This is a genomic window from Kitasatospora sp. NPDC087271, assembly GCF_044744605.1.
In the GTDB taxonomy this organism is placed as follows: Bacteria; Actinomycetota; Actinomycetes; order Streptomycetales; family Streptomycetaceae; genus Kitasatospora.
In genome coordinates this window covers 37,432-51,162 of record NZ_JBIUYQ010000025.1, presented here as the reverse complement: position 1 = coordinate 51,162, position 13,731 = coordinate 37,432, and the positions used below count along the sequence as shown (strand labels likewise).

Sequence of the window (13,731 nt, the reverse complement as noted above, 5' to 3'; positions counted from 1 at the left end):
CCGTCGGACGTCGAGCACCTCAGTCATGTAGCTCAGCTTAAAGGTGGTGAAGAACATTTCGCTTGTGCTACCGGATCCCGTCGCGGGACCGTCGTCGAACACCCCGACACCCGACACCGCCCCCCGACACCGCCCCGACACCGCCCCCGACACCCCCCGACACGGCTCCCCGCCCCCCCCGAAACCGTCACCTCGACAGAAGGAGCACCGCCCGTGCTGCGGATGGCCGTTCTCGCCCTGTTCTGGGGCTCGGGCTTCCTCTGGATCCGGCTCGCGCTCCAGCACGGGCTCACCCCCGTGCAGATCACCGTGCTCCGCTCGGTCCTCGGCGCCACCGTCCTGCTGCTGCTCGCCCGTTCCGCCCGGCAGCGCCTGCCGCGCGGTGCCGCCGTCTGGCGCCGGCTCACGCTGGCGGCGCTGCTATGCAACGCGCTGCCGTTCCTCCTGACCGCGTACGGCGAGCGCGGCGTAGGTTCCGGCCTGGCCGGGGTGCTGCACGCGACCACCCCGCTCTGGTCCCTGCTGGTCGGTCTCGCCCTCGGTGCCGAACGTGCCCGCGGCCCGCTGCGGTCGGGTGGTCTGGTGCTCGGCTTCGCGGGCGTGCTGCTGATCTTCTCCCCGTGGCGGGACGGCGGTGGCCTCCCCGCCCTGCCCGCACTCGCCCTGCTCGGTGCGGCGGCCAGCTACGCCATCGCCTTCGCCTACATGGCCCGTGCCCTCACCGGCACGGGGGCGGCCCCGTTGGCCCTCTCCGCCGCCCAGCTCACCGCCGCGGCCGGGCTGAGCACGCTCGCGCTGCCGGTCGGCGGCTCGCTCGATCCGGTAGCGGGTGCCGATCCGCTCGGACTCGTCGCCGTCGCCGTCCTCGGCGTCGCCTGCACCGGGCTCACGTTCCACCTCAACTACCGCCTCATCGCCACGGAGGGCCCCACCAGTGCGGCCACCGTCGGCTATCTGCTGCCGGTGGTCTCCACCGCGCTCGGCGCGCTCGTCCTCGGCGAGGAACTGACGATCCGGACCGTCGCCGGAATGATCGTCGTACTCGCCGGTGTTTTCCTGACGAAACATCACAGGGCCCAGGCCCCCGCCCTCATGCCGACCCCCACCGCTTCACGCGACTGAACGGACCATGCACCCCCACTCCCTCTGGCGAACCGCCGACTTCCGCACCCTCTTCACCGCGACCGCCCTCGCCCAACTCGGCACCAACGTCGGCTACGTCGCCGTCCCGCTGATCGCCGTCGAGGCGCTCGACGCGAGCCCGGGGCAGGTCGGCGTCCTCGCCACCCTGAGCACCCTCGCCTTCCTGCTCATCGGCCTGCCCGCCGGCGCCTGGGTGGACCGGATGCGCCACCGCCGCGTGCTGATCGTCGCCGACCTGGTGAAGGCCGCGCTGTACGCCTCCATCCCGCTCGCCTGGTGGCTGGGCGGGCTCACCCTCTGGCAGCTGTACACGGTCGCGCTGCTCACCGGCTGCGCGACGGTCTTCTTCGACGTCGGCTCGCAGAGCGTGCTGCCCCGGTTGGTCGGCCGCGGGCACCTGGTGCAGGCGAACGCCGCCGTCGTCGGCCTGATGGCGGTCGGCAACGTCGCCGGGCGCGGCGCGGGCGGCCTGCTGGTCCAACTGCTCACCGCGCCGTTCGCGATCGTCGCGACCGCGCTCAGCCACCTCGGCTCGGCGCTTCGCCTGATCGGGCTGCGCCGCACCCCCGCCCCCGAACCGATCGCCGACAGAGACAGGCATAGGGGCAGGGGCGAGGGCGGGGACGCCGACAGGGGCAAGGGCAGGGGCAAGGGCGGGGACGCCGACAGGGGCAAGGGCAGGGGCAGGGGCAGGGGCAGGGGCAGGGGCAGGGGCAGTGGCGGCGGGCTCGGAGCGCAGATCGCCGAGGGGCTGCGGCACGTCCTCGGCAACCGGGAACTGCGCGCGCTCGCCCTCACCGCGGCCCTCACCAACCTGGGCTTCCAACTCGTCAACACGCTGCTCCCGGTGCTGTTCGTGCGGGAACTGGGCCTTTCCGCCGGGGCGTTGGGCCTGTTCTGGGCGGTCGGCGGGGTCGGCATCCTGCTCGGCTCGCGCTGCGCCCGCCCGATCGCCGCCCGACTCGGCTACGGACGCACGCTCGGCCTGGCCGGCGTCTGCGTGGCGCCCGCCGGGCTGCTGGTGCCGCTGATCGGGCACGGCCCCTGGCTGTTCGCGGCGGGGGCGGGCTGGCTGCTGGTCTCGCTCAAGACCGGGATGGACAACGTCCTCGGGGTGAGCCTGCGCCAGCGGATGACCCCGGACGCGCTCCTCGGCCGGATGAACGCCACCTTCCGCTTCCTGCTCACCGGAGCGCTCGCGATCGGCTCCGCGCTGTCCGGGCTGCTCGGCGAACTCGTCGGCCTGCGGGCCACCCTCTGGTGCGGCGGAGCCGTCCTCGCGGTGGCCTTCCTGCCGGTCTTCCTCTCCCCGATCCGCACCCGCCGCCGGCTCCCCGAAGCCGAAGCCGAAGCCGAAGCCTCCGAAGGCCCCGTCCCCGCGCAGACTCCCACCCAGCTCCCCACCCAGCTCCCCACCCAGCTCCCCGCGCAGCTCCCCGCGCAGCCCCGACAGGCCTGAGACCTACCAGCCCGGCCCGTGCCCCGGCTGCCAGTCCAGCCCCAGGTGCGGGCGCGGGCGGTGGATCCGCAGCAGCGCGGTCACCGACCAGACGACCAGGGTCAGCAGGGCGTAGAACAGCAGCAGCGCCCAGAACGGCGTGGTGGACATGCTCCCGTCCTCGAACCGGCACCACGCGTCAGGCGGCAGCCAGGACGCGCCCGTCTCCAGCAGCCGTCCGCCGCCGGGTACCAGGCCCTGCTCGCAGCGCTCGCCGAAGTCCAGTGACCGCACGTACAGCAGCCCGTACAGCGAGCCCGCCGCCGCGAGGGACAGGACGGCGCCGAAGGTGAGCAGCACCGCCCGCCGTCGCCCGGTCGCCGTACGGATGTTCGTCACCGGGGCAGCGTACCGGCGCCCCAGCCGGGGCGCCCCGTGATCACCCGAGTAGGCCGCCCATGTGCGCGTCCTCGGCGAGCAGCCGCCACGAGCACCCGGGCGAGGCGAACGCCTCCGGGTCGACGGCCTCGACGAGCCGGTCCACCACGGTGCTCAGCAGCGACTGCGGGTCGAACACCGCCCAGGTGTCCCGGCCCCGCCCGCAGTCCCAGCGCTCCCACTCGGCGCGCAGCCGCTCGTACGTCCACAGCGCGTACAGCAGGGCGGACAGGTCGCGGTTGAGGTAGGCCTCCGGCTGGCCGTCGTCGTACCAGTCCGGCAGCTCCAGGCGGCCGGTGACACCGTCCAGGGCGATCGTCAGATCCGTCGGCCAGTCCCCGAGGGCCAGGAACTCCCGCTGGTACGGGCGCTCCTCCTCGCCGTCGAAGTACTCCGGGTACGCCTCCGCCATCGTGACCAGCGGTTCCTCGCAGACCCCGAACATCGCCCCGCCCAGCGGCAGTCCGATCTCGGTCAGCAGCCGTCGGGTCGGCTCGTGCACCAGCCCGGCGGGGAGCTCCTGCGCCCGGTAGCGGTGCACCAGGCCCGCGCCGCCCTCCTGGCCCGTCAGCGCGGCGAGCTCCGCCACCAGCTCCGGGCCGACCTCGTACGCCGGACCGCCCGGACCGCCCGGCAGCGCGCCCCAGCCCAGTGCTCGCACGAGCAGCGCCGTGCCCCAGTGCGCGGGCGGCGTCGCGGACCGCCCGAACAGCCCGGGGTCGATCTCCCGCATCCGCCGTTCGGCCCCGGCCGTCACCTCGGCGACCACCGCGGGGCCGCGCCGCCCGTCCAGCGCGTCCGCCCGCCGGGCCGACTCGGCGACCGTCTCCACCTCCCGCACCAGCCCGGCCAGCGCGGGCAGACCGGAGGCCAGCAGGTCCCGCCGCGGGCCGGGTTCGCCGAGGAACACCTCGCCGGTCGTTCCGTCGAGCAGCACCAGGCCGCCGGCCGCGGCGAACGGCGCGCAGTACTCCGTCTCGCCCAGGACGAACAGCCGCTCCGCCTCCGGCAGCGCCGGAGGCGGCCCGTCGCCGAGCACCCCGAAGTCCAGGAACGCCCCCGAGAGCGGCAGCCCCTCCCGGATCAGGAACTCCCGGCTCCCCGGATGCACCACCCCACTCGGCAACCCGTCCGCCGCCACCCGCGCACACCCCGCGTCCCCCATGCCCCCCACGTCCCCCGCCCTCCACCGCCCCGACCCTTGACCCCCAGACCCTAGCCGCCCCGTCCGACACCAGAGCCGGCAAGCCGCCGCAAGCCGCCACAGGGCTCCAGCCGTACCAGGGCGGACCAGGGCGGACCAGGGCGAGCCGGTTTCCCGGATCCGCCCCCACCCCACCCGGGCGCCGTACGGGGCGGGTCAGACGAGCCCGCCGGCCTCCCGGGCGGCCCGCTCCACGCGGGCGTGGTGGGCCTGCCACCAGGCCGCGTCGCCGGGGGCGGTGTTGATCCCGTCCGGGCGCTGGCCGGTGGTGCCGTCGACGAGTTCGCGGAGGAGGTCGGCGTGGCCGGCGTGGCGGTGGGTCTCGGCGATCATGTGGACGAGGACCCGGTGCAAGGTCTGCTCGGCCCGCCGGCCGAACGGTATCCGGCCGATCGCGTCCAGCGGCAGCGCCTCGATGGTGGCGTCGGTGTGCGCCCAGACCCGGCGGTAGCGTCCGGTGATCTCCTCCGTGGTCTCGTCCGCCCGCGCCCACAGGTCGGCGTTCGGCTCGGCGTCGCCGGTGAACCACAGCGGCGTCGGTTCGGGGAACGGCCGCCCGAAGGTGTCGCCGAAGTACATCGCCTCGGCCCCGGTGACGTGTTTGACCAGCCCCAGCAGATTGGTCCCGGTCGGGGTCAGCGGGCGCCGGAGGTCGTATTCGGAGAGGCCGTCGAGCTTCCACAGCAGGACGTCGCGGGCGTCCTGGAGATAGATCCGGAGGTCGGTCCTGGGATCGGTCCTGGGATCGGTTGCCGTCATGGCATCAGTCTGTTGATCGCGTCGGACCTGTCCACCGAATTCCGCGCACCCAGGGGCCGGCAAGGGGAACTACGGAGTGTGACGGGTGGGGCGGGGAGGGTGTGGACTTGAATCTTTACGAACGAATGTTCGATCCTGGGGTTGTGTCCGTTTTCGAACCTGCTTTCGATTCCATCGCCGAGCGACCGACGCTCCGGCCGGTGGCGTCGGCCGCCGTGCCGGCGGAAGGGCGGGCCGGGCGGGGTGTGGTGCCGGTGGTGCCGGCGCTGCGGGAGGTGCTGCCGGACGGCGGGCTGCGGCGGGGGACGGCGGTGTCGGTGGCGGGCGGGGACACCGGGCTGCTGCTGGCGCTGGCAGCCGGGGTGAAGGAGACCGAGGGCGGCTGGGCGGCGGCCGTCGGGTTGCCGGACCTGGGGCTGGCCGCGGCCGAGGGATACGGGCTGGACCTGCGGCGGCTGCTGGTCGCGGACGACCCGGGGCCGCACTGGGCCGAGGTGGTGTCGGTGCTGACCGGCGCGGTCGAACTGGTCATGCTGCGCCCGGACGGCCCGGTGCCGCCGAAGCTGGCCACCCGGCTGGCGGCGGTGTTGCGGCGCAGCGGCTGCGTGCTGCTGGTGGCCGGGCCGTGGCCGGGGGCGGCCCTGCGGCTCGGGGTCCGGTCCGGGCGCTGGTTCGGGCTGGGGGACGGTTACGGGCAGCTCGCCCGGCGGCAGGTGGAGGTGGTGGCCGAGGGGCGCGGTTCGGCGGTGCGCGGGCGGACCGCCCGGCTCTGGCTGCCGGACGAGCACGGCGCGGTACGGGCGGTCCCGGACAGACCGGTCCTGGACCGGCCGACCCTGGAGCGCCCCGTCCTGGAGCGTCCCGTCCTGGAGCGCCCCGTTCCGGGGCGGCCCGGGGTCGTCGGGCAGCCGCTCGAACGGGTAGCGGTGGTGTGAGCGATGGCGGACGACAGGACACCGCGGGTGCTGGTGGTCTGGTGCCCGGACTGGCCGGTGGCGGCCGTCACCGGCGACGACCCGGTGGCGGTGACCGAGGGCGGGCGGATCCTCGCCTGCTCGGCGGGTGCCCGGGCGGCCGGGGTGCGGCAGGGGCAGCGGCTCAAGCTGGCCCAGCGACTCTGCCCGGCGCTGGAGCTGCGCGACCGCGACCCGGAGGCGGAGACCGGCCGCTTCGAGCCGGTGGTCGCGGCGGTGGAGGCGTTCACGCCCCGGGTGGAGGTGGTCCGCCCGGGCCTGTGCGCGATCCCGGTGAAGGGGCCGGGCCGCTACTTCGGCGGTGAGGAGGCGCTGGCGGCCAAGGTCCGGACGGCGGTGGCGGACGCGCTGGCGCGGGAGCCGGTCCCGGACGCCGCCCCCGGCGCGGTCTCCGTGCCCGGCACGGACGCCACCCCCGCCACCACACCCCCCGCGACCCCTGCCGCCACGCCCCCCGCCCTCACCGCGACCGAGCACCCCCCGCCCCCGCCCGCCCAGGTCGGGGTCGCCGACGGCCTGTTCGCCGCCGTGCTCGCCGCCCGCGCCGGAGTGCTGGTGCCGGCCGGGCGGACGGCGGAGTTCCTCGCGCCGTACCCGGTGGGCGTGCTCGGCGACGAGACGCTGGCGGAGGTGCTGGGGCGGCTCGGCCTGCCGACCGTCGGGGCGTTCGCCGCGCTGCCGCCCGAGGCGGTCGTGGACCGCTTCGGCCCGGCCGGGGCGGTGGCGCACCGGCTGGCCCGGGGCTTGCAGCCGCGTCCGCTGGTGCCGCGCGACCAGGAGCCGGACCTCGCCGTCGAGCAGCGCTTCGACCCGCCCGAGCCGCTGGCGGAGCCGCTGGTGTTCGTCGCCCGCACACTGGCCGAGCAGCTGCACCAGCGGCTGGCCGGGGCCGGGCTGACCTGCCGCCGGGTGGCCGTCGAGGTGGCCTGCGCGGACGGGCGGACGGCCTCGCGGCTGTGGCGGCACGAGGGCGGGCTGTCGGCGACGGCGCTGGCCGAGCGGGTCCGCTGGCAGCTTCAGGCCTGGCAGGGCGCGGGCACGTTCGCCGCGTCCGGGGAGGCGCCCGACGCCGGGTTCGCCCTGCTCAGGCTGGCCCCCGACGGCCTCTCCCCGGACCAGGGCCGTCAGTTGGCGCTGTGGGGCCAGGCGGTCGCGGACGACCGGGTGGAGCGGGCGGTGGCCCGGGTGCAGGCGGTGCTCGGACACGCCGGGCTGCGCCGGATCGAGCCGGCCGGCGGGCGCGGTCCGGGTGAGCAGGCGGTCAAGGTGCCGTGGGGCGAGCCGTACGAGGCGGCGGGGCCGGCCGGCGCGCCCTGGCCCGGGCGGCTGCCGGACGTGTGGCCGGCGGTGGTGCTGCGGGAACCGGTGCCGGTGCGGGTGCTGGACGAGGCCGGGCTGCCGGTCACGGTGGACGGCCGGGCGGGGGTGTCGGCCCGGCCGGCCCTGGTGGTGTTCCAGGAGGGTCCGTCGGGCCGGGAGGGGCAGGGGCAGCAGGGGCGACAGGAGCGGGTGGACGGCTGGACCGGCCCCTGGCCGGCGGTCGAGTACTGGTGGGACCAGTCGCTCGCCCGCCGCCGGGCCCGGTTCCAGGTCGTGCTGGGCGGTGGCCGGGCGCTGCTGCTCACGGTGGAGGGGGGCGCGTGGTACCTGGAGGCCGGCTACGACTGACGGCCGCCGGCCCGAGGGGGGATCCGAGGGGGGGATCCGAGGGGGGAGAGGTGACGAACCGCGAGAACGAAGGCGACCCCCGATGGGCTTCACCAGCCACCCCACCCTCCCCTGGAGCGAGCTGCACCGCCGCCTGACCGGCGCCGCGCCGGACCGTACGGTCGTCCCCCTGCGCCGCCCCGCCCAGGAGGAGCCCGCCCCCGGAGCCCCCGCCCCCGCCCCCGGCGACGGCGGCGAGCCCTGGGCCGAACTGCACGTCCACTCCGCCTTCAGCTTCCTGGACGGCGCCAGCGACCCGGAGGACCTGGTCGCCGAGGCGGCCCGGCTGGGCGTGGAGACGCTGGCGATCACCGACCACGACGGCCTGTACGGCGCGGTCCGGCTGGCCGAGGCGGCCCGGGGGACGGGCGTGGCCACCGCGTTCGGAGCTGAACTGACGATCCGTCACAGCAGTGCAGAGGTGGAACACTTGCTGGTGCTGGCCCGCGACCCGGCCGGCTACCGCCGGCTGTCCGCCGCGATCGCCGCCGCCCAGCTGGCCGGCGGCGCGAAGGGCCGCCCGGCGTACGACCTCGCGGCACTGGCCGGGGCGCACGACGGGCACTGGGCGGTGCTCACCGGCTGCCGCCTCGGCCGCGTCCCGGCAAAACTCGATGACGGCACGGCCGGGCACCAACTCCGCACCCTGACCGAGGCGTTCGGCCGCGACAACGTCCACGTGGAGCTGATCGACCAGTGGCTTCCCGGCGACGACCGGCGCAATGACGCCCTCGCCGCGCTCGCCGCCGAGCAGGGCCTCCCGGTGGTCGCCTCCACCAACGCCCACCACGCCGGCCCGGCCCAGGGCCGGCTGGCACAGAGCCTGGCCGCGCTGCGCGGGCGCCGCACCCTCCAGGACGCGGTCGGCTGGACGCGGGCCGCGGGCACCGCGCACCTGCGCTCCGGCCGGGAGATGGCCGCCCGGCTGGCCCGCTTCCCGGGGGTGCGGCGGGCCACCGCCGAACTCGGCTGTTCCTGCGCCTTCGACTTCACCAGGCTGGACCCGGAGCTCCCGGGCTTCCCCGTCCCGGAGGGCGAGAGCGAGATCAGCCACCTGCGCGCCCTGGTCGCCGCCGACGGCCCGGCCCGCTTCGGGCCCGGCAACGCCGCCGCCCGACGCCAGCTGGCCCTGGAGCTGGACGTCATCGAGGACCTCGACCTGGCCGGCTACTTCCTGATCGTGCACGACATCGTCGACTTCTGCCGGAGCCAGGACATCTGGTGCCAGGGCCGCGGCTCGGCCGCCAACTCGGCGGTCTGCTACGCCCTGGGGATCACCGCCGTCGACCCGGTCCACTACAAGCTGCTGTTCGAACGCTTTACCGACCGCCTTCTTCGCCTTCGTGACACTCGTTCGGGTGACTCCGTGGGCCTTCCCGTACGCCTTTACCTAGCGCGGTAGTTGAGTGCGCTCTGTACGGGAGGGAACTGAGGGGAGCGGTGGAAGTGCGGAGCGGGATGGTGCTGGGGGACCTGCGGGTGCAGGAGATGCCGCGGGCCGGTGGCGGCAGGTCGTACGCGGTGCTGTGGCCCGACGGGTCGGTGGAGCAGGAGTCCGAGGGCTTCCTGCAGCTCTTCGAGGGCAAGGGGACGCAGAAGACTTACGCGTACTACCTCGTGGATCACCTGAGGTGGCGGATCCGGGAGGGGCTCACGACGGAGTCCGTGACGATGCGTGACCTGCACCGGTACATGGGCGCGGTGGGGGCGAAGGTCCCGATGCCGTACGGACAGCCGTGGCGGGTGCCCCCGAAGCGTCCGTACGGGACGTCCGCACTGCAGGTCGCCGCGGCCTGTCTGAAGGGCTTCTACCTGCACCAGTGTGCCGAGCGTGGGGTGAACGACGAGGTGCGCGCCGCGTTGGAGGCGCAGCGGCTTCCCACCCGGGCGGACCGTGACCGGGCCCTGCTCGGGCACGTGAAGTCCTCGATGGCGGCGAACCCGCTGGCACCGCGGGGAGGCACCCGTCGGCGGCATCCGAAGATGCTGCCGGACGGCGCCCGGCCGGAGTTGCTGCGGGTGCTGAACACCGCGAGGGACGCGATGGTGGTGACCTGGCTGGCGGACACGAGCATGCGCATCGGCGCCTTGTGCGGCCTGCACCTGGTCGATCTGCATCTGCGGCAGGACGCGGCGTGCGGCGAGTGCAGGCCGGCCCACGTCCACGTGTGTCACCGCTGGGGCAACCCGAACCGCGCGGCGGCGAAGACGAAGCCGGACTGGCGGTCGGCCGACGGGACGATCACGGGCGGCGAGATCTTCCTGGCCAGCCCCGCGATGATCAGCTCCTACTTCGCGTACATGACGACGGAGTACGCCCAGCACGCCGCCGGGCACGGCATGCTGCTGATCCAGCTCGAGGGCTCCCGCCGCGGGGAGGCGTGGAGCACGGACGGAGCCCGGGGCATGCTGCGGCGGGCGGGGCGGCGGGCCGGCCTTCCGGGGCGGATCAAACCCCATGCGTTCCGGCACACGACGACCTCGCAGATCCTGGACGCGTCGGGGAACGACCCGATGGTCGCCAAAGTCGCAGGCAACTGGGCTTCGGCACGGATGGTCGAGGACGTGTACGGGCACCCCGACCTGCACGACCCGAAGTTCCAGGCGGCCCTGCAAACGGTGTGGGGTGAGGCAGAGTGAGCGAGCAGGTCCGTCGGCTGCTGCCGATCACGGACGTAAGCGTCGCCCCGAGCCGCACGGCCGCGGACCGGCTGGAGGTGCTCAACGCCCTGATCGCCGCGCCGTCCTTCGACCCCTTGTTCCGAGCCGACGTGATCGTGGTGCCTCCGGACCATCCCACGTTCGCCTGGCAGTGCGGTGTGGCGGAGTGCGAGCGGGTGAAGGTCGACGGCGCCGAGTTCTGCACCGAGCACTACAGCGAGTGGCGGAGCCTGCGCCGGGACGGCGGCGATGATGCGACGTTGACGGCCTTCCTGGAGAGCGCCCGGCCGCTGAAGGCGCGCTCGGTTCCCAGTCCGCCCCCGTGCCTGATCTGCGTCGACGTGCCGGCGTGGAGTGCGAACCAGCTCTGCTACCTGCACAACTACCGCCTGACCCACGATCGCTGGGAATGGCGTCATGGGCGGAAGCGGGAGCTGGACTTCCAGGAGTGGCTGGGAGAGATGAAGCCCCTCCCGTCCTTCGGGCCGTGCCGCGTGTTCGTGTGCCCGGAGGAGGCGGTGCATCTGCTGGGGCTGTGCCGACGGCACTTCCTGCTCTACCAGAAGGAGGAGCGGCCCGGCGGCGCCACCGCCCCGAAGAACTGGGGCCGGATGCTCACGGAATGGAACCGCACGCCGGTCGTCACCTATGAGGACGAGGCGGCGTTTCGGCAGTGGTGTCGGGGGACCGGGACTGTGCACCACGCGTACGCGAAAGTGTCCTTGCTGGGGCTGCGGCCGCTGGTGAAGGCGGAGATCCAGTGGGCGATGTTCCATCACACCCAGGTTCCTCACCCGGGCGGCCCGGTCTGGCAGATGGCCAGGGTGCAGACCCTCGTCGAGGAATGCCGACGGTCGGGGGTGGGCTCGCTGGTCGACCTCGACATGCCGTCGAGCGCGAAGGGGAACGTTCCTGACCACTACTCCATCGGCAGGGTCATGCTGCGGTACCTGCGGCTGGTCTACTTCACCCGGGAGGACAGCAGGGACGCGGGGTTCATCGAGACGGAGCACTTCGGCGTCCGCTTCCCGCACCGGATGTCGCACTGGGACCTGACCGGTGTGTCGCAGCGCTGGCTGCGTGACCTGCTGTGGGATTCGATGGCTCACCGGCTGGAGACGAAGCCTCCCCGCTCGGGGGCCACACTGGACCAGAACCGCCGTGCCTGTGTGGAGCTGAGTGCCTTTCTCGAGGCGCGCGCCCCTGGCGGCGGTCATGACCCGCGTGTGCTGACCAGGTCGCTGGCCGTCGACTTCGCCGCTGACCAGCGCCACCGGGCCGAGCACCGCCTGCCGTCCCTTGGCCTGCAGCGCCGCGGGCGGGGGGACCGGCGAACCGGCCAGCCCGCGACCGTCACACCGATCATCCTGGGGCACGTCCTGGGCGGCTGCCGGCGCATCCTGCGCGATGCCCTGCACGAGGGGGTCACCGACCGGATCGGCCTGGACCGCGGCTTCATCGTGGCTATCCCGTCCTACCGTCCCCCACTCAGGCGCCGGTCCCCGTTCCCGGACGACCTCGCCCGCGCGCTGGCCGATCCGGGCAATCTGCGCCGGATGGAGGACTATGACCCCAGTAACCTCGGCCTGCGCGACGCCTGGGAAGCCCTGGTCCTGACCGGACGGCGCGCGAACGAGGTCCTTCAGGTCCGGTTCGAGTGCATCACCCGGCTCAACGGACTCGCCCTCTTCTGGCACGACCAGACCAAGGTCGGCAACTACGACCAGGCCATCCGCATCCCGGAACGGCTCTTCGCGCGCCTCGAACAGCGCCAGGCCGCGACCGTCGCCCGGTTCCGGGAGCGCTACGGACGACCCCCGACGGCGGCGGAGCGCAAGGACCTGGCACTGTTCCCGAGCAAGATCCGCAACCCTGCCCTGGTCAACGGCGTCAGCTACACCTGGTTCCAGGACCTGTTCCAAAAGTGGCTGGCCACCTTGGAGGTCGGCCACGGCGTGTTGCACCAGGCGCGTCACTCCCTGGCGACGAACCTGCTGAAGAACGGCGCCGACCTGGTCCACGTCAAGAGGTACCTGGGTCAGATCTCGAAGGAGATGGCCGAGCACTACGTGCACCTGGCGCACGACGACCCCAGGCTGCAGGAGGCGTTGAATGCCGTCTGGGTGGCCGGCCCCGGCTCCGCCGAGCCGGGTGTCGTGCTCTCCGGCGGGGAGCCGATGACCAGGGAGGAGGCCGAGGCCCTGGCCCTGGATCTGACCCGCAGGTCCACCCCGGCCGAGGGAGGGTTCTGCACCTTTCAGCCCGTCGTGGACGGTGGTGCCTGCCCGTGGAAGCTGAACTGCCACTCCTGCGGTGACTTCGTGCTGTCCGGCGCCGACCTGGTCTACTGGCACCGCAAGCGCGAGCAGTGGCGGATGCTCGCCGAACGCGCCCCGGACAGCGCCACAGCCGACTACCTGCACCAGGTGTTCGAGCCGACCGCCCGCGCCATTGACGGCCTGGAGAATGCGTTGGCCGCTGTCGACCTGCTCGACGAGGCCCTCGCGGTGGACCTGCGCCGACCGCAGGACTACTTCGGCCGCGTCTGGAGCACCGCCTTCCGGGCCCAGGAACTCGCCCGGAGCGAGGAAGAGCGGGAGGAACCGTGAGCACCGACGCGGCCCTGGCCGCCCGCCGGCAGCAGACCTCAGAGAAGCTGGCTCGGCTCGACGTGGCCCTGGCCCAACTCCGCCGCGAACGCGGACGTCCGACGGTGCGGGCAATCGCAGCGCGGGCCGCCGTCTCCGTTACCTTCCTATACGAGAATCCAGACGCTCGGGCTCGCGTCCAAGCCACCATCGCCACTAGCAAGAGCCGCCACGATCAGATCACCACTCAGGCGCATGAGCAGATCGAGGCAACTTGGCGCGAGCGGGCACTCAATGCTGAGGCCGAACTCGCCCGGAGCCAGAAGGAGATCTTCACCCAGAGGCAGCGGATCGGTGAACTCATGGGGCAGCTACGCGACTTCGACCAGATGGTTCCCGGCGAGTCGGTCCAGGCCCTCGCCTCCGAGAACACCACCCTCAAACACAGGGTCCAGCAACTCAGCCGGGAGCACCGCCTGTTGCAGGAGCGCCTTGAGGGATCCCGCTCCAACCTGCGCTTCGCCGATAAACGCGTTGCCGACCTCGAAGCCGAGGTCTTGGACCTACGGCTGGCCCTGGGCTCGGCCGACGCCAGCTCTCGCCAGACACTTCTGGTCACTCCCGCAGTCTTTCCTGCCCGCAAGGCGAGCGCTCCAGCCACCAGTGCTCCGAGCAACGACAAGGAAACATCGTGACATGCGAGCCAATTCATCCCACCAACCGCCACCCTCTGAACGAATCCCTGTCCGTTCAGCGCTTGCTCTCCTCAATCATCTCCACCACTTGCACGCGGCCGACGTGAATGAGAAGCAGCCAGGC

11 protein-coding genes are annotated in these 13,731 nt (G+C 73.5%); 8 read left to right on the top strand and 3 right to left on the bottom strand.

Annotated features, from left to right (window positions below):
* Positions 1-222 precede the first annotated feature (222 nt).
* Together ACIO9K_RS31200 and ACIO9K_RS31195 are read left to right on the top strand one after the other, a co-directional pair.
* The gene (locus tag ACIO9K_RS31200) at positions 223-1,122 is read left to right on the top strand and encodes a DMT family transporter (protein WP_363625304.1); all 900 of its coding nucleotides are present in this window, start codon (positions 223-225) and stop codon (positions 1,120-1,122) included.
* Positions 1,123-1,129: 7 nt separating this feature from the next.
* Complete coding sequence (locus ACIO9K_RS31195) at positions 1,130-2,602, top strand: MFS transporter (RefSeq protein WP_400334924.1); 1,473 nt, start codon at positions 1,130-1,132, stop codon at positions 2,600-2,602.
* A gap of 3 nt (positions 2,603-2,605) precedes the next feature.
* Here ACIO9K_RS31195 and ACIO9K_RS31190 read toward each other — a convergent pair whose 3' ends face one another.
* The 3 genes from ACIO9K_RS31190 to ACIO9K_RS31180 all read right to left on the bottom strand — a co-directional run bounded on the left by ACIO9K_RS31190 (position 2,606) and on the right by ACIO9K_RS31180 (position 4,982).
* Positions 2,606-2,980: a hypothetical protein gene (locus tag ACIO9K_RS31190; RefSeq protein ID WP_159398386.1), complete on the bottom strand. Its 375-nt coding sequence runs from the start codon at positions 2,978-2,980 to the stop codon at positions 2,606-2,608.
* A gap of 40 nt (positions 2,981-3,020) precedes the next feature.
* On the bottom strand, positions 3,021-4,184 hold the full coding sequence (locus ACIO9K_RS31185; protein ID WP_400334922.1) for an SUKH-4 family immunity protein: 1,164 nt from the start codon (positions 4,182-4,184) through the stop codon (positions 3,021-3,023).
* 195 nt (positions 4,185-4,379) lie between these two features.
* The gene (locus tag ACIO9K_RS31180; RefSeq protein ID WP_400334921.1) at positions 4,380-4,982 is read right to left on the bottom strand and encodes a DinB family protein; all 603 of its coding nucleotides are present in this window, start codon (positions 4,980-4,982) and stop codon (positions 4,380-4,382) included.
* A 200-nt stretch (positions 4,983-5,182) separates the two neighbouring features.
* Here ACIO9K_RS31180 and ACIO9K_RS31175 point away from each other — a divergent pair, with 200 nt between their 5' ends.
* From ACIO9K_RS31175 to ACIO9K_RS31150, 6 genes are all read left to right on the top strand, one after another.
* Positions 5,183-5,917, top strand: a complete 735-nt coding sequence (locus ACIO9K_RS31175) for a hypothetical protein (RefSeq protein WP_400334919.1) — start codon at positions 5,183-5,185, stop codon at positions 5,915-5,917.
* Positions 5,918-5,920: 3 nt separating this feature from the next.
* The gene (locus tag ACIO9K_RS31170) at positions 5,921-7,624 is read left to right on the top strand and encodes a DNA polymerase Y family protein (protein WP_400334917.1); all 1,704 of its coding nucleotides are present in this window, start codon (positions 5,921-5,923) and stop codon (positions 7,622-7,624) included.
* An 82-nt stretch (positions 7,625-7,706) separates the two neighbouring features.
* Positions 7,707-9,065 (top strand): PHP domain-containing protein, encoded by a 1,359-nt coding sequence (locus ACIO9K_RS31165; RefSeq protein WP_400334915.1) that lies wholly within the window; start codon positions 7,707-7,709, stop codon positions 9,063-9,065.
* 38 nt (positions 9,066-9,103) lie between these two features.
* Complete coding sequence (locus ACIO9K_RS31160) at positions 9,104-10,303, top strand: tyrosine-type recombinase/integrase (protein ID WP_400334913.1); 1,200 nt, start codon at positions 9,104-9,106, stop codon at positions 10,301-10,303.
* Between the two features lie 77 nt (positions 10,304-10,380).
* Positions 10,381-12,933, top strand: a complete 2,553-nt coding sequence (locus ACIO9K_RS31155; protein WP_400334911.1) for a tyrosine-type recombinase/integrase — start codon at positions 10,381-10,383, stop codon at positions 12,931-12,933.
* Positions 12,930-13,607 (top strand): hypothetical protein, encoded by a 678-nt coding sequence (locus tag ACIO9K_RS31150; RefSeq protein WP_400334909.1) that lies wholly within the window; start codon positions 12,930-12,932, stop codon positions 13,605-13,607. The genes ACIO9K_RS31155 and ACIO9K_RS31150 overlap by 4 nt, the downstream gene beginning before the upstream one ends.
* Positions 13,608-13,731 lie beyond the last annotated feature (124 nt).

What these genes read in the sequence shown, in the direction of transcription:
- ACIO9K_RS31180 (WP_400334921.1), bottom strand. Translation starts at nt 4,982, where the DNA reads ATGACGGCAACCGATCCCAGGACCGATCCCAGGACCGACCTCCGGATC.
- ACIO9K_RS31200 (WP_363625304.1), top strand. Translation starts at nt 223, where the DNA reads ATGGCCGTTCTCGCCCTGTTCTGGGGCTCGGGCTTCCTCTGGATCCGG.
- ACIO9K_RS31170 (WP_400334917.1), top strand. Translation starts at nt 5,921, where the DNA reads ATGGCGGACGACAGGACACCGCGGGTGCTGGTGGTCTGGTGCCCGGAC.
- ACIO9K_RS31195 (WP_400334924.1), top strand. Translation starts at nt 1,130, where the DNA reads ATGCACCCCCACTCCCTCTGGCGAACCGCCGACTTCCGCACCCTCTTC.
- ACIO9K_RS31165 (WP_400334915.1), top strand. Translation starts at nt 7,707, where the DNA reads ATGGGCTTCACCAGCCACCCCACCCTCCCCTGGAGCGAGCTGCACCGC.
- ACIO9K_RS31185 (WP_400334922.1), bottom strand. Translation starts at nt 4,184, where the DNA reads ATGGGGGACGCGGGGTGTGCGCGGGTGGCGGCGGACGGGTTGCCGAGT.